The sequence below is a fragment of the Cupriavidus oxalaticus genome, assembly GCF_004768545.1.
GTDB classification, from domain to species: domain Bacteria; phylum Pseudomonadota; class Gammaproteobacteria; order Burkholderiales; family Burkholderiaceae; genus Cupriavidus; species Cupriavidus oxalaticus_A.
The window spans coordinates 1557644-1576992 of the sequence record NZ_CP038635.1; the positions used below are offsets into that span (position 1 = coordinate 1557644).

At 68.0% G+C, this 19349-nt stretch carries 16 protein-coding genes and 2 pseudogenes; 10 read left to right on the forward strand and 8 right to left on the reverse strand.

Translation table 11 applies throughout. From position 1 onward, the window contains the following. Window positions 1–29: 29 nt before the first annotated feature. Window positions 30–1121, reverse strand: a complete 1092-nt coding sequence (locus E0W60_RS18040) for a malate/lactate/ureidoglycolate dehydrogenase (RefSeq protein ID WP_135705122.1) — start codon at window positions 1119–1121, stop codon at window positions 30–32. On the opposite strand from E0W60_RS18040, the pseudogene E0W60_RS18045 reads away from it, so the two are divergent. Continuing rightward, window positions 1107–1737, forward strand: a pseudogene (locus tag E0W60_RS18045) (thiamine pyrophosphate-binding protein); the annotation flags it as partial. The gene E0W60_RS18040 and the pseudogene E0W60_RS18045 overlap by 15 nt on opposite strands. Window positions 1738–2007: 270 nt before the next feature. On the opposite strand, the gene E0W60_RS18050 reads toward E0W60_RS18045, so the two are convergent. Continuing rightward, a complete protein-coding gene (locus E0W60_RS18050) occupies window positions 2008–2316 on the reverse strand; it encodes a DUF2188 domain-containing protein (RefSeq protein WP_135705123.1) in 309 nt (102 codons plus the stop codon). 469 nt (window positions 2317–2785) lie between these two features. On the opposite strand from E0W60_RS18050, the gene E0W60_RS18055 reads away from it, so the two are divergent. Beyond that, window positions 2786–3631: a class II glutamine amidotransferase gene (locus E0W60_RS18055; protein ID WP_133097374.1), complete on the forward strand. Its 846-nt coding sequence runs from the start codon at window positions 2786–2788 to the stop codon at window positions 3629–3631. 65 nt (window positions 3632–3696) lie between these two features. On the opposite strand, the gene E0W60_RS18060 is transcribed toward E0W60_RS18055, so the two are convergent. The 3 genes from E0W60_RS18060 to E0W60_RS18070 all read right to left on the reverse strand — a co-directional run bounded on the left by E0W60_RS18060 (window position 3697) and on the right by E0W60_RS18070 (window position 5839). After that, a complete protein-coding gene (locus tag E0W60_RS18060; protein ID WP_135705124.1) occupies window positions 3697–4362 on the reverse strand; it encodes a ProQ/FinO family protein in 666 nt (221 codons plus the stop codon). 58 nt (window positions 4363–4420) lie between these two features. Then, window positions 4421–5011, reverse strand: a complete 591-nt coding sequence (locus E0W60_RS18065) for a helix-turn-helix transcriptional regulator (protein ID WP_135705125.1) — start codon at window positions 5009–5011, stop codon at window positions 4421–4423. Between the two features lie 159 nt (window positions 5012–5170). Continuing rightward, entirely contained in the window at window positions 5171–5839 is a 669-nt protein-coding gene (locus tag E0W60_RS18070) for a GntR family transcriptional regulator (RefSeq protein ID WP_133097371.1), read from the reverse strand. A gap of 299 nt (window positions 5840–6138) precedes the next feature. Here E0W60_RS18070 and E0W60_RS18075 point away from each other — a divergent pair, with 299 nt between their 5' ends. From E0W60_RS18075 to E0W60_RS18095, 5 genes are read left to right on the forward strand one after another with little or no spacing between them, the layout of a single operon-like run. After that, window positions 6139–7386, forward strand: a complete 1248-nt coding sequence (locus E0W60_RS18075) for an MFS transporter (protein WP_133097370.1) — start codon at window positions 6139–6141, stop codon at window positions 7384–7386. Between the two features lie 48 nt (window positions 7387–7434). Beyond that, window positions 7435–8190 carry a LamB/YcsF family protein gene (locus E0W60_RS18080; RefSeq protein ID WP_135705126.1) on the forward strand — a complete coding sequence of 252 codons (756 nt, stop codon included), beginning with the start codon at window positions 7435–7437 and terminating at the stop codon, window positions 8188–8190. Window positions 8191–8224: 34 nt separating this feature from the next. Beyond that, entirely contained in the window at window positions 8225–9037 is an 813-nt protein-coding gene (locus E0W60_RS18085; RefSeq protein WP_135705127.1) for a putative hydro-lyase, read from the forward strand. A gap of 28 nt (window positions 9038–9065) precedes the next feature. Then, entirely contained in the window at window positions 9066–10667 is a 1602-nt protein-coding gene (gene pxpB / locus E0W60_RS18090) for a 5-oxoprolinase subunit PxpB (protein WP_135705128.1), read from the forward strand. A gap of 5 nt (window positions 10668–10672) precedes the next feature. Continuing rightward, complete coding sequence (locus E0W60_RS18095) at window positions 10673–12403, forward strand: acetyl/propionyl/methylcrotonyl-CoA carboxylase subunit alpha (RefSeq protein WP_133097366.1); 1731 nt, start codon at window positions 10673–10675, stop codon at window positions 12401–12403. An 18-nt stretch (window positions 12404–12421) separates the two neighbouring features. Here the strand turns inward: E0W60_RS18095 and E0W60_RS38335 are convergent, their stop codons facing one another. The 3 genes and pseudogenes from E0W60_RS38335 to E0W60_RS18105 all read right to left on the reverse strand — a co-directional run bounded on the left by E0W60_RS38335 (window position 12422) and on the right by E0W60_RS18105 (window position 14431). Continuing rightward, complete coding sequence (locus E0W60_RS38335) at window positions 12422–12583, reverse strand: hypothetical protein (protein WP_431189919.1); 162 nt, start codon at window positions 12581–12583, stop codon at window positions 12422–12424. A gap of 49 nt (window positions 12584–12632) precedes the next feature. Then, window positions 12633–12776, reverse strand: a pseudogene (locus E0W60_RS38340) (hypothetical protein); the annotation flags it as partial. A 41-nt stretch (window positions 12777–12817) separates the two neighbouring features. Next, window positions 12818–14431 carry an alkaline phosphatase D family protein gene (locus tag E0W60_RS18105; protein ID WP_135705129.1) on the reverse strand — a complete coding sequence of 538 codons (1614 nt, stop codon included), beginning with the start codon at window positions 14429–14431 and terminating at the stop codon, window positions 12818–12820. 496 nt (window positions 14432–14927) lie between these two features. On the opposite strand from E0W60_RS18105, the gene E0W60_RS18110 reads away from it, so the two are divergent. From E0W60_RS18110 to E0W60_RS18120, 3 genes are all read left to right on the forward strand, one after another. Continuing rightward, window positions 14928–16334 carry an SLC13 family permease gene (locus E0W60_RS18110; protein ID WP_135705130.1) on the forward strand — a complete coding sequence of 469 codons (1407 nt, stop codon included), beginning with the start codon at window positions 14928–14930 and terminating at the stop codon, window positions 16332–16334. 36 nt (window positions 16335–16370) lie between these two features. After that, complete coding sequence (acs, locus tag E0W60_RS18115) at window positions 16371–18353, forward strand: acetate--CoA ligase (protein WP_135705131.1); 1983 nt, start codon at window positions 16371–16373, stop codon at window positions 18351–18353. Between the two features lie 63 nt (window positions 18354–18416). Beyond that, window positions 18417–19334, forward strand: a complete 918-nt coding sequence (locus E0W60_RS18120) for a LysR family transcriptional regulator (RefSeq protein WP_135705132.1) — start codon at window positions 18417–18419, stop codon at window positions 19332–19334. Window positions 19335–19349: the final 15 nt, after the last annotated feature.

A 19349-nucleotide genomic window follows, 5' to 3' on the forward strand; every position in this document is an offset into this window, starting at 1 on the left:
TCCTTTTGGTCGGGGGTGTGAAGTCGTGCTCAGCGCGCCAGCCGCGACAGCGGCCCGGGCGAAGCGCCGCGGACCAACTGCACGCGCGCGGCGGCGTCGTCAAGCTGGGCCAGCGTGCCGCTGTCCACCGGGATGGCTTCGGCACGCTCGCGCCGGCGATGCCGTTCGGGCTCGCCGGGCAGGGCGATGCCGGCCTGGCCGGCCTGCCGCCGCGACGAGCGGACCCAGTCGGCAAAGGCCTGGACCTCGCCGCCGAAGCTGGTGCTGGTGCCGAGCCGCTGCGGGTCGAACACGATCGCCAGCATGTTGTTCCATACCGCGTGGCGGTGCGTCAGGGTCTCGGGCCGGATGGTGTGGCCGCCGGTCACCGCGGCGCCCAGCAGTTCGCACATCACCGCCAGCACATAGCCCTTGTGCTCGCCGAACGCCTGCAGCGCGCCCTGCGCGGCGCCGTCGGCGGGGAACATCACGTCTGGCCGCGTGGTCGGCGCGCCGTCCGCATCGATCAGGCAGCCGGCGGGCACCTCGATCCCCTTGTTGTGGGCCACGCGCACCTTGCCGAGCGCGATCGCGCTGGTGGCAAAGTCGAGCACCAGCGGCTCCGCGCCCGCCACCGGCAAGCCGATCGTGAAGGGATTGGTGCCGAAGCGCGCTTCGCTGCCGCCGTGCGGGGCGACGATGGGCTTGGACAGCACGTTGACAAAGTGGATCGAGATCATGCCGGCCGCGCATGCCTGCTCGGCCCAGTGCCCGACGCGCCCCAGGTGGTGCGACTGGCGCAGTCCCATCACGCAGACGCCATGCTCCCTGGCCCGGCCGATCGCCAGCGCCATGGCTTCCTCGGTCACCGCCTGGCCCATGCCGCGGTTGCCGTCCAGGCTCAGCATGCTGCCGCCGTCGTGCAGCACGCTGACGTTGCGGTTGAGCTGCAGCTCGTCGGCCTGCCACGACAGCACGTACTTGGGGATCATGCCGATGCCGTGCGAGTCGTGCCCGCTCAGGTTGGCGCCGACCAGGTGGTCCGCGGTCAGGCGCGCCTCGCGCGCATCGGAGCCGGCAGCGAGCCAGAGATCGGTGACCCATTGGTGCAGGGCAGGCGTGGAAATATGGTGTTCGCTCATGTCTGTCTCGAATTGTTCTTGGATGGCGCGCCTTCGGGGAGGCGAGGCGCGGGCCCGGCGAGCGCACATTCTGGCAGCAATCTACCTGCCGGCGGTTGCCCGGGCCTTGCAATCGCCCTGCGCCTGCACGGCGCCGACCGCATCTTCTGCGTGCCGGGCGAGAGCTTCCTCGACGTGCCTGGACGCGCTGTACGACCAGCCCGCCATCGATCTGGTGGTTTGCAAGCATGAGGGCGCCGCCGCCAACATGGCCGAGGCGGACGGCAAGCTGACCGGCCGCCCGGGCACCTGCTTCGTGACGCGCGGGCCGGGCGCCACCCATGCCGGCATCGGCGTGCATATCGCGGCGCAGGATTCGACGCCGATGATCCTGTTCGTCGGCCAGATCGCGCGTGGGCACATGGGGCGCGAGGCGTTCCAGGAAGTGGACTACACCGCCATGTTCGGCGGCATGGCCAAGTGGGTGGCGCAGATCGACGATCCCGAGCGCATCCCGGAACTGGTCGCGCGGGCGTTCCAGTGCGCGACCTCGGGCCGGCCCGGACCGGTGGTGCTGGCATTGCCCGAAGACATGCTCGACGGCCTGTGCGAATGCGCCGATGCCGCGCCGTACCGGCGTTGCTCACGCCGCCGCGGCCGCGCCAGCGGCTGGTGCATGTGCATGCCGACAGCGCCGAGCTGGGGCGCGTCTACCAGGCGGAACTGGCGATCCAGGCAGGTATCGGGCAGGGGGCGCGCATGCTGGCTGCGCTGGACGTGCCTTCGTCCCTGCGCTGGGCGGACTGGACCCGCGCCGCGTCGATGCCTCGACGGCAGGGCATGTTGGCTGTCAGCAGGCGTGGTACTTTGCGCCAGCCGCTGCGCAGGCAGCAGCGGCCGATATCAATCAAGCCGAAGTATTCCGGACGTTCTCGGGCGTTTCCGGCTGTCCGGCCGGCAGCACCGGTTTGTCGATACGTGCAACAGGCGGCACGGCGTCTGTGGACGGCATGGCGCGGGAGCAATCAATACGCTGGATGATGTCGCCGTTCTTGTCATGCACATAGAGCATCGCCTGTCGCTCCACGGCGAGCGAGGTGGCGAGGGCGATGGCGCTGGTCATGTCGAGGCCGACCTGGAGGCGTCCTTCCCCCTCGGCCGCGATTGCCCAGTGCCCATCGAAAACAACATGCACATTGCAGTTCTGAACCGGCATTGGCTGCTTCCTCCGTGGCGGGGCCAGAGGGACCCCACAAACATTGTAGACACTAGCATGGGACTGCCCCGAACGGGTGCGCCCGGAACGCGCGAGATACGTACAGCCAGGTACTGATTCCAGCGTCTCTATGCCCGGCTAGTTGCTCGCAAGTCCCGTACCCGGCCGCGCTCGACCAGCCATCGCGCGGTGGGCCTTGCCTAGCACTGCTCCGGGAACGAGAGCAGCAGGCGAATTTGAAAAAATTGCATGAACTGTCCGGGCACGTGTAGCGATTGCGCCGCGACCGCCCGCAGTGTCCAGCGCCGGAATGTTCGTGCCGCCTGTGCCGCAAGAAGCATACGCAAGCCACCGGCGGCACCACTTCATCGCCACCCCCAGCATGCACTTTGCCGTTCCGCCGTTGCCGTCCTACAAATGGAGAATGGGCCGGAAAGGCATCGGGCCGCACTTGTCGAGGAGACATATCATGTGCCGCTGGCTGGCGTACTCGGGCAGGTCCGTTCCGCTGGAAGCGGTGCTGTTCCAGCCGGAACACTCGTTGATCGACCAGAGCCTGAATTCAAGGCTCGGCCATACCACTACCAATGGCGACGGCTTCGGCGTGGGCTGGTACGGCAGGCATTCCGAGGTGCCGTTCCGCTACCGCTGCCTGCATCCGGCATGGAGCGACACCAACCTGCGCGAGACCGCGCGCGCGGTGCGGGCGCCGCTGTTCGTGGCCCATGTGCGCGCGGCCACGGGCACGCCTACGCAGGAGACCAACTGCCATCCGTTCCGCTTCGGCCGCTGGCTGTTCGTGCATAACGGGCTGATTCGCGAATATCCGCTGCTGCGGCGCGACCTGATGATGGCCGTGGCGCCGCACCTGTTCCGCTGGATCGAGGGATCGACCGACTCGGAGGTGATGTTCTTCCTCGCGCTGACCTTCGGGCTGGAGCGCGACCCCCGTGGCGCGCTGGAGCAGATGGCGGGGCTGATCGAGGAGGTCGGCCATCGCTACGACGTGCAGTTTCCGCTCAACATGACGGTGTGCGTCACGGATGGCCAGCAGGTCGTGGCGGTGCGCTATTCGAGCGAGACGGCGTCGCGCTCGCTGTTCCACAGCACCTCGTTCCGGCAGCTGCGCGAGCTGTATCCGCAGGACCCGCGCATCATCGCCGCCGGCGACGATGCGTTCCTGGTGTTGTCGGAGCCGCTGATCGATGTGCAGGGGGTTTGGGAGGAGATCCCGGAAGCCACCATCCTGGTAGCCCGCAATGGCGAGATCGAGCACAAGCGCTTCGTGCCGCGGCTGCCCGAGGTGTCGGCGTAGTCCTCGAAAACGCGCTCGAAAACGCGCTCGAAAACGCGCCTCGCAAGGAGGCGCTGGCGCGCTGGTCAGGCGGGCTTGTCGGCTTGCGACGGTTCCGTCGCCGGCGCTGGCTGTTCCTGCTGAGCTTGTGCAGCCTGGGCTGTTTGCTGGGCCTGCTGAGCTTCCTGTGCCGGCTGCTTCGATTGCGGCCGGGCGGCACGGCTGCGCTGCAGCTGGCGCGCGCGCCGGGCATCGGCCTCGGTGACCTGTCCGGCGGGCTCGCCGGCAAGGTCCATGCGCGCGGCGCCTTCCACCATGCCGTTCCAGTAGCGTGCGCCGCGGCACCACGTGCGGATCGCATCGCGCAGCTCGGCCTCGGTCAGCTTCAGTTCCGGCGCGTGCTGCACCAGGTCCTGGAAGATGCCGACCTTGAGCGGCACTTTCGGGGCCGGGCTCTTCGGGAAGACGGCGGGGAAGCGCTTTTGCAGCCTGGAGATGGCGAGGACCACCGGATCGACCGGCTTTTCAGGCGTGGCCGGAGCGGCATCGCGCGGGCGCGACGGCTTGTTGCCCTTGGCGCCCCGGGTGCCAGCAGTATGCCTGGCGTCCTTGGTGCCACTCGTACCATTCGCACTCTTGGTGCCGTTGCTGCCGTTGTTGCCCTTGGTTCGCTTGGCAGACTCGGCCGCCTTTTCGGCCTTTGCCTGTTGCACGAGTTTTGCCTTCAGCGCGGCCAGTTGTTCGAAGCCCATTGTGTCAACACATATAAACGTGGCGGCATTGTATCAGGGTGCCGTCTTGCAAGCCGGCTCAGCGCTCGCGCGACAGGTTTTCCAGCCACAGGCTCATCAGTCCGGCCCGGCCCCTGACGCCGAATTTGCGGAAGATCGTGGTCACGTAGGAATGGGTGGTGGAGACGGCGAGGCCGAGGCGGTGGGCGATCTGTTTTTCGGAAGCGTCGGTCAGCAGCAGCTGCAGCACCTTCCGCTCATGGGGTGCGAGCGGCACCGGGGAAAGCTCCAGCCCCAGCTCGACCATGCTTTTCTTTCTCAATGCCGTGACATCGCGCGCGACGCCGACGCGCATCCGTTCCGATTGCAGCCATCCGGCCGACCACATGATATGGACCTCGTTGCCATCCTTGTGCCGGTAGCGGTTCTCGAAGCCGATCCGCTTCTTGCCGGCCATGACTTCCTTGGATTCGATGATGGTGCGGTCGCGGTCGTTTTGCACCACCAGGTCGATGATGGACTGGCCGGTGATTTCCTTTGGCGTGTAGCCGAGGATGCCCTCGCAGGCCGCGCTGACGTACTGGATGCGGCCGCTGGTATCGACCAGGAACATGGCATCGAGCATGTGATCCGCGAATTCGGAGCCTTCCTTTCCGATCTCGTTCCCCATGGCAGTCCGGAAAAAATATGGCAGCTGCGCGCTGCGCCGACCCGCGTGCCGCCGGGTTCCCATGGAGCTGAAGCCTAGACGACGCCTGCGCACCTGTAAATAGCGCCAAAGGGGCAGGAATCAGCCAGGCAAGGGGCGGGAAGGCAACAGCAGGGCGCTTCAGCGCCCCTTGAACACCGGATGCCGCGCGCACACCGACAACACGATGCGCTCGGACTGCGTCAGGTAATCGTTCAGCGCCACCGCGCATTCGGCCAGCTTGCCCGCCTCGAACAGTTCCAGGATGTGCTGGTTCATTTCGACGTAAGGGCCGTGCAGGAATTCCGGGTCATGCAGCATGCCGAACGCCAGGCGCAGCTCGGCGAGCAGGTGCGAGAACATCACGTTCAGGCGCTCGCTGTCGGCCAGTTCCACGATCGCCATGTGGAATTCCATATTGGCGGTGCCCGCGCCCTGCCAGTCGCCGCTGTCGCGGCAGCGCAGCCCCGCCTCCACCGCTGCGCGCAGGTGCTTGCGGGCCGGATGGCTGGGATAGGCCTGGGCAATGGCCTGGCATTCGATCAGCCGGCGCACGCGATAGATGTCGATGATCGACGCAATGCTGGGAATCGCCACCGACACGCCGCGGTTGGGCTCGTGCTTGAGCAGGCCTTCCTTGGTCAGCACGCGGAAGGTCTCGCGCAGCGTGTTGCGGGATATCTGCAGGCTTTCGCTCAGCGCCGCTTCCGACAGGCGCTGCCCCGGCTCGAACTCGCCATGCACGATGCGCTGGCGGATCTGTTCTGTGACCCGTTCGGCCAGATTCTTGACGTCAGGTGTTGAGGACATGGTGGCTGGATCGGGCACCGGCTCATTCCGGTGCGCACGTGACGGGATGTTAATGCACTTTGTTCAACAATTTGCACGGAATTGGTGCGGGCGATGGCCCTGCGGTGCCTTAGGTGTATACCATGATCGATCAACGCCAAAGATTGTTCAACAATACTAGTGCGGTGGTTGAGTGATACGTGCCGATAGGTCAACATGGCATGCGATTTGCTAAACAACGCCGATGAAAACGGAATCGTCGCCAAGTCAGTGCGGCGAGCTTTTTCCCACGCTTTGTCCTTGTCCTAGTGAGCGCAACCATGTGGCTTAAAGAAACTACCGCAGAGGAGCGCAAGACGCTCTTTGCCGCCTTCGTCGGCTATGGCGTCGATGCCTTCGACTACATGATCTACACCTTCATGATCCCCACGTTCATTCTCGTGTGGGGCATGACCAAGGCCGAAGCCGGCTATATCGCGACCGGCGCGCTGATCAGCTCGGCCGTCGGCGGCTGGCTGGCCGGCATCCTGGCGGACAAGTACGGCCGCGTGCGGATCCTGCAGCTGACCGTGCTCTGGTTCAGCTTCTTCACCTTCCTGAGCGGCTTCACCAATTCTCCCGAGCAGCTGTTCGTCACGCGCATGCTGCAGGGCCTGGGCTTCGGCGGCGAATGGTCGGTCGGCTCGGTGCTGATCGCCGAGATGATCCGCGCCCGCCACCGCGGCAAGGCCGTGGGCCTGGTGCAGAGCAGCTGGGCGGTCGGCTGGGGGCTTTCGGCGGTCGCGTTCTGGGCGGTCTATGCCCTGGTCGAGCAGCAATACGCCTGGCGCGTGCTGTTCTGGATCGGCGTGCTGCCCGCGATCTTCATCCTCTACATCCGCCGCAATATCAGCGAGCCCAAGGTGTATCGCGAAACCCAGGCCAAGCTGGCCCGCACCGGTGAAAGCAACAACTTCATGCTGATCTTCAAGCCGGGCGTGCTGCGCGTCACCGTGCTGGCCAGCCTGCTGGCGACCGGCATGCAGGGTGCCTACTATTCGGTGACCACCTGGCTGCCCACCTACCTGAAGATGGAGCGCAACCTGTCCGTGCTCAACACCAGCGGCTACCTGATGGTGCTGATCGCTGGCTCGTTCGCCGGCTACCTGACCAGCGCCTGGCTGTCCGACCACCTGGGTCGCCGCCGCTGCTTCATGCTGTTCGCGGTAAGCGCGGCCATCCTGGTGGTCTGCTACACGCAGCTGCCCATCACCGACGCGGCGATGCTGCTGCTGGGCTTCCCGTTCGGCTTCTTCCTGTCGGGCATCTTCTCGGGCATGGGGGCTTACCTGACCGAGCTGTATCCCAGCCATATCCGCGGTTCGGGGCAGGGCTTCTGCTACAACTTCGGCCGCGCGGTCGGCTCGATCTGCCCGGCCCTGATCGGGCACCTGAGCGCAAAGATGTCGCTGGGCGTGGCGATCGGTTACATGGCCGCCGGCGCCTATGCACTGGTGGTGGTCGCGTGCCTGATGCTGCCGGAGACCCGTGGCCGCGAACTGCTCGGCGAGGCCGAGGCCGCGCACTGAAGCACCGCAGCACTGAAGTCCTGAAGTCCTGAAGCACAGAATCACACTATGCAAATCGATCTGAACAGCGACCTCGGCGAGAGCTTCGGCGCCTGGAGCATGGGCAACGATGCCGCCATGCTGGATATCGTCAGCAGCGCCAACGTGGCCTGCGGCTTCCATGCCGGCGATCCGGCAGGCATCCTGCAGACGCTGAAGGCCGCGTCGGAGCGCGGTGTCGCCGTGGGCGCGCACGTGTCGTATCCCGACCTGCAGGGCTTCGGCCGCCGCAACATGGACGTGGCCAGCGCCGACCTGGTGGCCGACGTGATCTACCAGATCAGCGCGCTGTCGGGCATGGCCGCCACCGTCGGCACTACGGTGCGCTACGTCAAGCCGCACGGCGCGCTCTACAACACCATCGCCAGCGATGAACGCCAGGCGCGCGACGTGATCGCCGCGATCCGCGCGGTGAACCCGGAACTGGTGCTGGTGGCGCTGGCCGGCTCGCCGCTGGTGGGCTGGGCGCGCGAGGCCGGCCTGCGCGTGATCGCCGAAGCGTTCGCCGACCGCGCCTACACGCCGCAGGGGACGCTGGTGTCGCGCCGCGAGAAGGGTGCGGTGCTGCACGATGCCGCCGACGTGGCGCAGCGCATGCTGCGCCTGGTGCGCGAAGGCACGGTGCTCGCGATCGACGGCAGCGTGGCGCGCGTGGAAGCGCAATCGATCTGCGTGCATGGCGACAGCGACGGCGCGCTCGAGATGGCGCGCGCCGTGCGCGCCGTGCTGGAGCGCGACGGCATCGCGGTTCGCGCCTTCGCCTGAGCCGCCCGGCACTGAACACACCGGAGAAACACCCATGCAAGCATCCGCACTGGAACGCGCCCGCATCGCCGCGGTGAATGCCGCCCGCGAAGCGCGCGCGAGCTATCGCGCCGGCACCGTGCAGCCGACCGCCGGCATCGCGCCGGGCATGACGCAGGCCAACATGATCGCCTTGCCGCGCGACTGGGCCTGGGATTTCCTGCTGTACGCGCAGCGCAATCCCAAGGCCTGCCCCGTGCTCGACGTGATCGAGGCGGGCGCGCACCAGACCCAGCTGGCCGAAGGCGCGGACGTGCGCACCGACATCCCGCTGTACCGCGTCTGGCGCGACGGCAAGCTGGCGGAAGAGGTGGCCGATGCCACGCCGCTGTGGGCCGAGCATCCGGACCTGGTCACCTTCCTGATCGGCTGCAGCTTCACCTTCGAGACGCCGCTGCAAGAGGCCGGCATCGAGGTGCGCCATATCGCCGACGGCTCCAACGTGCCGATGTACCGCACCAGCCGCCAGTGCCGTCCCGCCGGCCGCCTGCATGGGGAGCTGGTGGTGTCGATGCGGCCCATCCCCGCGCACCGCGTTGCCGATGCCGTCTCCATCAGCGGGCGTTTCCCGTCGGTGCACGGCGCGCCGGTCCACGTGGGCGACCCGGCAGCGCTGGGCATTGCCGATATCGGCAAGCCTGACTTCGGCGACGCCGTGCGCATCGAACCGGGCGAGATCCCCGTGTTCTGGGCCTGCGGCGTGACGCCCCAGGCGGCCGTGATGGCGTCTGGCGTGCCGTTCGCCGTGACCCACGCGCCGGGCCATATGTTCATCACCGACGTGCCGGACAGCACGTACCACGTCTGAGACCGCCGGGTCTTCTGCGGAGCTAGTCTTGCGTTTCCTGCCCGTCACTTCGAATGCCCTGCTGGTAGAGCTGGCCGACCTCGACCAGACCCTGGCCCTGCTGGCCTCGCTGCAGCGCGATCCGCTGCCTGGCGTGGCCGAGCTGGTGCCCGCCGCGCGCACCATCCTCGTTTACTTTCGCCCATCGGCGACCAGCGCCGCCGCGCTGGTGCGGGCCATTGCCGCGCGCGACCTGTCGCAGCGCGTCGAGCGCAGCGACATCCTGGTCGAGATCCCGGTGCGCTATGACGGCGAGGATTTGGCCGAGGTCGCGCAGCTGCTGGGCATCACGCCGGAGGAAGTGGTGCGCCGCCACACCGGCAGCGAATACACCGTGGCCTTTACCGGTTTTGCCCCGGGCTTTGCCTACCTCAGTGGCGGCCATCCCAGCTTTGACGTGCCGCGCCGCAGTACGCCGCGCACGCGCATTCCCGCCGGCGCCGTCGGCCTGGCGGGCACCTTCAGCGGCGTATATCCGCAGGCCAGCCCCGGCGGCTGGCAGATCATCGGCGTGACGCCAGTGCCGATGTGGGACCTGGATCGCGACCAGCCCGCGCTGCTGCAGCCCGGCTATCGCGTGCGTTTTGTCGATGTCGCGAGGCTCAATGGCGTGGCGCATGCCGCCGGCAGCGTTGCCGTGGCGCCGGCGCGCCAGCCCGTGCAGTCCGATAGCGCGCCAGCAGCCGCGTCGTTGAAGGTGAAGGGCACCGGCCTGCAGACCGTGTTCCAGGACCTGGGCCGGCACGGCCAGGCGGGGCAGGGCGTCTCCGCTTCGGGCGCGATGGACCAGGCGGCGCTCAAGGCCGCCAACCGGCTGGTGGGCAACCGCAGCGATGCCGCGGCGCTCGAGACCATCGGCGCGGGCCTGCAGCTGCAGAGCGTGGGCGAGAGCGTGCTGGCCGTCACCGGCGCCGATGCGCCGCTGACGGTGCGCACCGCCGACGGCAGGCAATGGGAGGTCCCGAACCACCAGGCGGTGGCGCTTGCCGATGGCGACACGCTGGCCATCGGCCAGCCGCTGGCCGGCGCGCGCTGCTACGTCGCCGCGCGTGGCGGTTATGCGGTGGCGCCGGTGCTGGGCAGCTGCGCCACCGACACGCTGGCCAGGGTCGGCCCCGCGCCGCTGGCGGTGGGCGATGTGATCGACCTGCGCCAGGCTCCGGCTGGTGCCATCGTCGGCGCACCCGAAATGCCCGCGGAGCACCTGCCCACGGTCGAGCAGGAAGTCGTGCTGGACGTGGTGCTCGGGCCCCGCACCGACTGGTTCACCACCGAATCCGTACAACGGCTGGCCGCGCAGCGCTGGCAGGTCACGCCGCAATCCAACCGCGTGGGCCTGCGCCTGGCCGGCGAAGTGGCGCTGGAGCGCGCCATCGCCGGCGAGCTGCCCAGCGAAGGCACCGCGCTCGGGGCGCTGCAGGTGCCGCCGAGCGGCCAGCCCGTATTGTTCCTGGCCGACCATCCGCTGACCGGCGGCTATCCCGTGATCGGTGCCGTGGCGCCTTATCACCTCGACCGCGCCGGACAAATCCCGGTCGGTGCCTGGCTGCGCTTCAATCCCGTCGGCGCCTTCGAAGAACTGCAACCGTAACTGCCATGAAGAAAGTCCTGATTGCCAACCGTGGCGAGATCGCCGTTCGCATCATCCGCGCCTGCGCCGACTATGGCGTGGCCTCCGTCGCAGTCTATGCCAACGCCGATATCGACGCGATCCACGCGCGCCTGGCCGACGAAGCCTACGGCCTCGACGGCGACCGCCCGGCGGACACCTACCTGAATATCCCCAAGCTGCTCGAGATCGCGCGCCGCAGCGGCGCCGACGCGGTGCACCCCGGCTATGGCTTCCTGTCGGAAAGCGAAGCCTTCGCCCGCGCGGTGATCGATGCCGGCCTGACCTGGATCGGCCCGTCGCCGGAAACCATCGCCCGGCTGGGCGACAAGGTGGAAGCGCGCAAGATCGCGCTGCAGGTAGGCGCGCCGCTGGTGGCCGGCACGCCCGACCCGGTGACCGACGCCAACGAAGTGCTGGCCTTTGCCGAGCGGCATGGCCTGCCCATCATCATCAAGGCGGCGTTCGGCGGCGGCGGCCGCGGCATGAAGATCGCCTGGCGCATGGATGAGGTCGAAGAGCTGTACGCGTCGGCCGTGCGCGAAGCGGTCACGGCCTTTGGCCGTGGCGAATGCTTCGTCGAGCAGTTCCTCGACAAGCCGCGCCATATCGAAGCGCAGGTGCTGGCGGACAAGCACGGCAACGTGGTGGTGCTCGGCACGCGCGACTGCTCGCTGCAGCGGCGCAACCAGAAGCTGGTGGAAGAGGCGCCGGCGCCGTTCCTGAGCGACGAACAGCGCGCCCGCATCCACGCCGCCGCGCGCGATATCTGCGCCGCCGCGGGCTACACCAGCGCCGGCACCGTCGAATTCCTGCTCAGCACCGGCGGCGCGATCTCGTTCCTGGAGGTCAACACCCGCCTGCAAGTCGAGCACCCGGTGACCGAGCAGACCACCGGCGTCGACCTGGTGGTCGAGCAACTGCGCGTGGCCGACGGCCTGCCGCTGTCGATCACCGAGACGCCGGCGCCGCTGGGCCATTCAATCGAATTCCGCATCAATGCCGAAGACGTCGGCCGCGGCTTCCTGCCGACGCCCGGCCCGGTGCAGCGCTTCGAGGCCCCGTCCGGCCCGGGTGTGCGGGTCGATTCGGGCGTGCAGACCGGCTCGGTGGTGCCCGGCACCTTCGACTCGCTGATGGCCAAGCTGATCGTGACCGGCGCCACGCGCGAGCAGGCGCTGGCGCGTGCGCGCCGCGCGCTGCGCGAGTTCCGGATCGAGGGCGTAGCCTCGGTGCTGCCGTTCCATCGTGCTGTGATCGATCACGCCGATTTCCTTGGCGCCGACGGCTTCAAGGTCCATACGCGCTGGATCGAGTCCGACTTCACCGAGCCGCTGGCCGCCGCCGTGCGCGCCGAGCCGCAGCCGGACGGCAGCCTGCTGCGCACCGCGATCGAGATCGACGGCCGCCGCATGGTGCTGGGGCTGCCGGCGCAGCTGCTGCGCGGCCTGGCCGAAGCGCCGGGGCAGGGCAGTGCGGCCGCCGCCGCGCCAGCTGCCACCACCAACGCCGCCGACCTGCCTTCGCCGATCGCCGGCACGGTGCAGGCCTGGAAGGTCAACGTGGGTGACGAGGTCAGCGAAGGCGACCTGATCGCCGTGATGGAAGCGATGAAGATGGAGATGCAGGTCCACGCCCATCGCAGCGGCCGTGTTGCATGGCAGGCTGAGACGGGCGTGTTCCTGGCAGCGGGCGCACCGCTGGCCAGCGTGGAGTAAGTGCGCCCGGGGCGCCGGCTATTTGTCGGCGCCGCCCATCTTGCGCAGCCCCTTGAACACGAACGGCGCCGCCAGCGCGGCGGCGGCCAGCGCCACCGGATGCCTGGGCATGAAGGGATGCGGATGCGATGGCGTGAAGCCGAACCCTTCCAGCGCGCGCGCCGTGTCGGCATAAGCCAAGCAGGTCCTGCGGACGGCGCGGGACGGCCACATGCATGCCCACGGTATCGAGATCCAGCTCCAGCACGGTGGTGTAGCGTGGCTGCGCGGCGTCGTCGAACCACAGGCCGACGCGGCGCGAATACGCTTCGACCAGCGCGATCGCGGCCTCGTCGCGGCCCCCTAACCCGCAAGCGGAAGAGGGAGCACACAATCAGCAGGTTCGTGCCACCGCAGGGTGCAAAGGGCGCCGGCCTAGCCAGCCGCGGCCCGCTGCACGCCCGGCCGCCGGTCCTCGACCACGAACGCCGCCTGCGTGCCGACCGCGCTGTCCGCGCGCGTCACGTCTTCCACGGCGCGCAGCGTGGCGGCCCAGCGTGCGGGCGTGGCCTCGACCACGGTGTAGCCGCGCTGGTCCGGCCGCGCATGCACGATATGCGGATTCCGGGCCACGATACTGGCGACACTCTGCATGCTGCTGCCGGAGGCCGAGGCGATGGAGGTCGTGCAGAACTCGCTGGCGATCACGCGGGATGACGGGTTGCCGAAGTCGGCCAGCACATTGCAGGCGTAGTGCTGGTGGATATCCCCGCCGATGAACACGGTATTGCGCGGCGCCGCCGCCGCGATGCTGTCGAGCAGGCGCTGGCGCGCGGCGGGATAGCCGTCCCAGGTATCGCTGTGGAAGGCTTCTTCCGGCGGCGCCTTGTAGTTGCGCCGCGAGAAGATGGTCTGCTGCGCGATCGCGCTCCAGCGCGTCTGGTCGCGCTGGTCCTGCGCCAGTCCCTGTGCCAGCCATTGTTCCTGCGCGCTGCCCAGCATGGTGCGGCGCGGGTCGTAGAGCGCGCTGCATTCGCCGGGGGACACCGAACCCCTGGCGGGCTGGCCGGGTTCGCGGCAGGGCTGGATATCGCGATACTGGCGGTCGTCCAGCACATGGAAATCGACCAGCCGGCCCCAGCGGTGGCGCGCGTGGATGCTCAGCGCATCCGGCGTGCCAAGGCCCGCCGTGCCATGCACCAGCGAGCTCGCGCGGATCGGCATGTTTTCATAGAACGCCTGATAGCCGGCCGTGCGCCTTGCGAGAAACGCGGCCGCCGGCTCGCTGCCCGCGCGTCCCGCATAGTCGTTCTGCACTTCATGGTCGTCCCAGGTAACCAGCCAGGGGCACGCGGCGTGCATGGCCTGCAGCAGCGGGTCGCTCTTATACAGCGCGTAGCGGTCGCGGAAGTCCTGCAGGCTGGTCGCGGTGGGCAGGCTATGCGTGCGCGGCAGGCGCGCGCGCGCGTGGGCCGGGACCGCGGCCTCATAGATGTAGTCACCCAGGAAAACCACCAGGTCCAGGTTTTCCTGCCGCATCTGCCGGTACGCGGCGTAGTGGCCTTGCTCCCAGCGCTGGCAGGAAGCAAAGGCAAAGCGCACGCGCGGGGCCAGCGTATCGGCCGCCGGCGCGGTGCGGGTGCGGGCCGGGGCGGTGGCTGCGTCGCCGTGCATGAAACGGTAGTAGTACCAGCGGTCGGGGCGCAGCCCGTCGACTTCCACATGAACGGAATGGCCGAGTTCCGGCAGCGCCTGCGCCTGGCCGCGGCGCACGATGCGCCGGAATGCCTCGTCCTCGGCGACTTCCCACTGGACGGTCAGCGGCCCTTGCAGGGGCGTGGTGCCAAGGGCATCGGCCTGCGGCGTGCCAGGGATGGCGCCGCCGAGCAGGCGCGTCCATAGCACGAAGCCGTCCGGCGTCGGTGCGCCGCTGGCCGCGCCCAGCGAGAACAGGTCGCGCTCGCGCAGCGTGGCGGAGATGGCCCAGCGGGGCAGTTGGGTGGCAAGGGCGGAGGCTGCCGCCAGCTTCAGGAAAGTTCTCTTTTGCATGCCGGTTCCGGGATGTCGGAGGTTCGTCTGGCGCTGTCGATGTGCAGAACTATAGCGAAACGGGTTTGCCGGTTCGGGACATCGGAAGTCGTCCCGGGTGCACCTGGCTGGCCGCCGGAGATCGCCGCCGTGCAGTCAAAGGCCTGCCATGGCAACGATCCCGCCTTTCTGCCGGCCGTCCAGCGTTTCGTGCGCGCCTGCTTTCCGCTTTCCGTAAGGATCGGCCCGAGCGCTTAATTGATGGCTTCGCGCCGGCGCCATATCGTTCAGCCAGACCAACAAAGACAAAAACTACGGGGCGCAATTCCGGCCCCGGTCGGTGCCGTTCCATGCGGCCTCACAGACAAGGAGACAAGACATCATGGCCTATCCCTTCCATACGTTGCCGTAGCGGCAGATCCGAATCTCCGGCAGCCGGGCCCCCGCGCTGCCGGATTCCCCTGACCTTCTTGCCAGGCGGCATGCGCAGAGGCGCGCAAGCCGCGACGGAGCCGTTATGTCGTCACACGTCATTTCCATCTCAGTGCTAGGGCTGATGTTTGTCATCGCCACGGTCCTGCCGATCAACATGGGCGCGCTAGCCTTTGTCGGTGCCTTCCTGGTCGGCACCCTGGTCGCGGCCATGCCGGCCAAGGCCATCCTTGCCGGCTTTCCCGCCGACCTGTTCCTCACGCTGGTCGGCATCACCTACCTGTTCGCCGTGGCGCAGAACAACGGCACCATCGACTGGCTGGTGCGGCTCGCGGTGCGGGCCGTGGGCGGCAGGATCGCCGCCATTCCGTGGATCATGTTCATGATCGCGGCGCTGCTGACTTCGGTCGGCGCGGTCAGCCCGGCGGCGGTGGCCATCATCGCGCCGATCGCGCTGGGCTTTGCCGCGCGCTACGGCATCAACCCGCTGCTGATGGGCCTGATGGTCATCCATGGCGCGCAGGGCGGCGGCTTTTCGCCGATCAGCATCTATGGCGGCATCACCAACAAGATCGTGCAGAAGGCAGGGCTGCCGCTCAACGAGATGGCGACGGCTTTCGCCAGCCTGGGCGTGAACCTGGCCGTGGCCGCCGGCCTCTTCGTTGCGCTCGGCGGCCTGCGCCTGATGCGGCAATCGGCACCGGCGGCGGCCGCGCCGCAATCGGTCGCCGGCGGCGTGCTGGCCATGGGTGCGCCGTTCGGCGCGCGCACGGTGCCGGCACAGGGCGCGCAGATCTACGGCGATGCGGAGGCCGAGGCCGGCGTCGAAGAGCAGAAGACGATGGCGCGCGACCGCGCTGCGCTGCTCGGCAGCGAAGCGGAAGCTGCTGCCGCGGCCCCCGCCGGGCTCTACCAGTACCTGACCGTAGGCGGCCTGGTCGCGCTGGCGGTGCTGACCCTCTATTTCAAGCTCGATATCGGCTTTGTCTCGCTGACCATCGCGCTGCTGCTCACGCTGATGGCGCCGGAGCTGCAGAAGCGCGCGCTGGGCCAGGTGTCGTGGCCCGAGATCATGCTGATCGTCGGCGTCAGCACCTTCGTCGGGGTGATGGACAAGATGGGCACCATCGACTTCGTCGGCCACAGCGTCGCCGGCCTGACGTCGCCGCTGATGGCCGCGCTGCTGCTGTGCGTAGTCGGCGCGGTGGTGTCGGCGTTCGCCTCGTCGACCGCCGTGCTGGGTTCGCTGATCCCGCTGGCGGTGCCGTTCCTGCAGCAGGGATCGGACGTGAGCGCCATCGGCTTTATCGCCGCCATGGCGGTGTCCTCGACCATCGTCGACGTCAGCCCGTTCTCGACCAACGGCGCGCTGGTGCTCGCCAACGCGCAGGGCGTGGACCGGCAGGCCTTCTTCCGCACGCTGCTGATCTATGGCGCGCTGGTCACCGTGATCGCACCGGTGGTGCTGTGGCTTGTCTTCGTCGTGCTTTGATTCCTGTTGCCGCTAACTGACTCCTGATTCCTGACCATGAAACTGCTTGAATCCGTCATGCCCGCCCAGCAGGCCATCCTGCCGGCGCGGGCCCCGGCCAGCCAGGCCGCGATTCCCGGCATGGACGCCTACCGCGCGCTGTGCGAGGAAGCCGAACGCGACTACGAAGGCTTCTGGGCACGCCACGCCCGCGAGCTGCTGCACTGGAACAAGCCCTTCACCAAGGTGCTGGACGAGAGCAACGCGCCGTTCTACAAGTGGTTCGAGGATGGCCAGCTCAATGCCTCGTACAACTGCCTGGACCGCAACCTGGAAAACGGCAATGCCGACAAGGTCGCGATCGTGTTCGAGGCCGACGACGGCACGGTGACGCGCGTCACCTACCGCGAACTGCATGCGAAGGTGTGCCGCCTGGCCAACGGCCTGAAGACGCTCGGAATCAAGAAGGGCGACCGCGTCGTGATCTACATGCCGATGTCGGTCGAAGGCGTGGCCGCGATGCAGGCCTGCGCGCGCCTGGGCGCGACGCACTCGGTGGTGTTCGGCGGCTTCTCCGCCAAGTCGCTGCAGGAGCGGCTGGTCGACGTGGGCGCGGTGGCGCTGATCACCGCCGACGAGCAGATGCGCGGCGGCAAGGCGCTGCCGCTGAAGGCCATTGCCGACGACGCGCTGGCGCTGGGCGGCTGCGAGGCCGTGAAGAACGTGATCGTGTACCGCCGCACCGGCGGTAACGTCGGCTGGACCGAGGGCCGCGACCGCTGGCTCGACGACGTCTGCGCCAACCAGCCCGACACCTGCGAAGCCGAGCCCGTCGGCGCCGAGCACCCGCTGTTCGTGCTCTACACCTCCGGCTCGACCGGCAAGCCCAAGGGCGTGCAGCACAGCACCGGCGGCTACCTGCTGTGGGCGCTGATGACGATGAAGTGGACCTTCGACATCAAGCCCGACGACCTGTTCTGGTGTACCGCCGACATCGGCTGGGTCACCGGCCACACCTACATCGCCTACGGCCCGCTGGCCGCCGGCGCCACCCAGGTGGTGTTCGAAGGCGTGCCGACCTACCCGAACGCCGGCCGCTTCTGGGACATGATCGCGCGCCACAAGGTCAGCATCTTCTATACCGCGCCGACCGCGATCCGCTCGCTGATCAAGGCCGCCGAGGCCGACGAGAAGATCCACCCGAAGCAATACGACCTGTCGAGCCTGCGCCTGCTCGGCACCGTGGGCGAGCCGATCAATCCCGAGGCGTGGATGTGGTACTACAAGAACATCGGCAACGAGCGCTGCCCGATCGTCGACACCTTCTGGCAGACCGAGACCGGCGGCCACATGATCACGCCGCTGCCGGGCGCGACGCCGCTGGTGCCGGGTTCGTGCACGCTGCCGCTGCCGGGCATCATGGCCGCCATCGTCGACGAGACCGGCCATGACCTGCCCAACGGCAATGGCGGCATCCTGGTGGTCAAGCGCCCGTGGCCGGCCATGATCCGCACCATCTGGGGCGATCCGGAGCGCTTCAGGAAGAGCTACTTCCCCGAGGAGCTGGGCGGCAAGCTGTACCTGGCCGGCGACGGCTCGATCCGCGACAAGGACACCGGCTACTTCACCATCATGGGCCGCATCGACGACGTGCTGAACGTGTCGGGGCACCGCATGGGCACGATGGAGATCGAGTCGGCGCTGGTGGCCAACCCGCTGGTGGCCGAGGCCGCGGTGGTCGGCCGTCCCGATGACATGACCGGCGAGGCGATCTGCGCGTTCGTCGTGCTCAAGCGCGCCCGCCCGAACGGCGAAGAGGCCATCAAGCTTGCCACCGAGCTGCGCAACTGGGTCGGCAAGGAAATCGGCCCGATCGCCAAGCCCAAGGACATCCGCTTTGGCGACAACCTGCCCAAGACGCGCTCAGGCAAGATCATGCGCCGCCTGCTGCGCTCGCTGGCCAAGGGCGAGGCAATCACGCAGGACACCTCGACGCTGGAGAACCCGGCGATCCTCACGCAACTCGGCCAGTCCAGTTAGCGGTGCGCATTGCCCGCCACGCAGCTAAGATAGGAGCCTGCCCCAACCACAGCCCCCCGACCCATGAGAATCCGCATCGGCGAAGAGATCACCTTCCGCAAACTCGAAGCCCTGCTGGCGTTCATGGAATCGGGCAACCTGGCCAAGGCGGCCGAGATCCTGGATACCAGCACGGTCAGCGTGCACCGCGCGCTGCACTCGCTGGAAGAGGGCACCAGCTGCGCGCTGTTCCGCCACGAGGGCCGCAACCTGATCCCGACCGACGCCGCCCATGTGCTGGCGGATACGGCAAGGGAAGTGCTCAAGGCCATGGCCGACGGCATCCGCGCCACGCGCGAGGCCGCCGGCTTTTCGGCCGACCACCTCAAGATCGGCTCGCTCTATTCGCTCACGGTCCAGACCGTGCCCAGGATCGTGATCGGCCTGAAGCTGCGGCGCCCGGAGCTGCAGACCGAGCTGATGCTGGGATCGAACGCGGACCTGCTGCAGAAGCTCAAGCAGGGCTCGATCGACGCCGCGCTGATGGCCGTGCCCGAGCCCGATCCGGAGATCGAGTCGATCCCGCTGTTCGAGGACGATATCTTCTTTGCCGCGCCGGCCGGTTCGCCCTATGCCTCGATGCCCGCGGTGGACCTGCGTGCCTGCCGCGACGAGCCCTTCGTCAGCCTGAGCGAGGGCTTCGTCACCTACAGCGGCTTTGTCGAGGCGTTCCGTATTGCCGAATTCACGCCTAATGTGGTGATGAAGGTCGGCGACATCTTTTCGCTGATGAACCTGGTGGGCGGCGGCATCGGATACACGCTGCTGCCGGGCCGGGTGAAGGGCGTGTATTCGCGCAATGTGGCGTTCGTGCCGCTGGCCGGCGAGTACGACATCAAGCAGACCATCGCGCTGAACTTCCTGCGCCGCCGCGAGCGCGATCCCAACCTGCTGGCGCTGGCAGCGGCGTGCCGGATGGCGATGCGCGAAGCCGACCAGTAGGGGGCGCGGGCGGCT